The 956-nt window shown below is 64.2% G+C and carries 1 protein-coding gene; it reads left to right on the plus strand.

Translation table 11 applies throughout. The features are described 5' to 3' along the window. A partial coding sequence (locus J8I35_RS34380; protein WP_209929395.1) for an aminotransferase occupies positions 1-956 on the plus strand: 956 nt, incomplete at both ends.

A 956-nucleotide genomic window follows, 5' to 3' on the forward strand; every position in this document is an offset into this window, starting at 1 on the left:
CGCGTGATCGTGAAGGCCGACGGTGTCTACCTGTGGGACTCGGACGGCAACAAGGTGATCGACGGGATGGCTGGCCTGTGGTGCGTGAACGTCGGCTACGGCCGCAAGGAACTCGCCGACGCCGCGTATCGCCAGATCCAGGAACTGCCGTTCTACAACACGTTCTTCAAAACCACGCATCCGCCGGTGATCGAACTGTCGGCGATGCTGGCCGAAGTGACGCCCGCCGGCTTCAACCACTTCTTCTATTGCAACAGCGGCTCGGAAGGCAACGACACCGTGCTGCGTCTCGTGCACCAGTACTGGCGCGTGCAGGGCAAGCCGCAGAAGAAGTACGTGATCTCGCGCAAGAACGGCTATCACGGCTCGACGATCGCGGGCGGCACGCTCGGCGGGATGGGCTACATGCACGAGCAGATGCCGTCGAAAGTCGAGCACATCGTACATATCGATCAGCCGTATTTCTTCGGCGAGGCGCAGCCGGGCGAGACGCCCGAAGCATTCGGCCTCGCACGCGCGCAGCAGCTCGAAGAGAAGATCCTCGAACTCGGCGCGGAGAACGTCGCGGCATTCATCGGCGAGCCGTTCCAGGGCGCGGGCGGCGTGATCTTCCCGCCGTCGACGTACTGGCCGGAAATCCAGCGGATCTGCCGCAAGTACGACATTCTGCTCGTCGCCGACGAAGTGATCGGCGGGTTCGGGCGCACCGGCGAATGGTTCGCGCACCAGCACTTCGGCTTCGAGCCGGACCTGATCACGATGGCGAAGGGCCTGACGTCGGGCTATGTGCCGATGGGGGCGGTGGGCATTCATGAGCGCGTCGCGCGCCCGATCATCGATAACGGCGAATTCAATCACGGCCTCACGTATTCGGGCCATCCGGTGGCGGCGGCCGTCGCGGTCGCGAACCTGAAGCTGCTGCGCGACGAGGGGATCGTCGAGCGCGTGAAGACCGA

The sequence above is a fragment of the Burkholderia sp. CpTa8-5 genome (assembly GCF_017815045.1).
Taxonomy (GTDB): domain Bacteria; phylum Pseudomonadota; class Gammaproteobacteria; order Burkholderiales; family Burkholderiaceae; genus Burkholderia; species Burkholderia sola.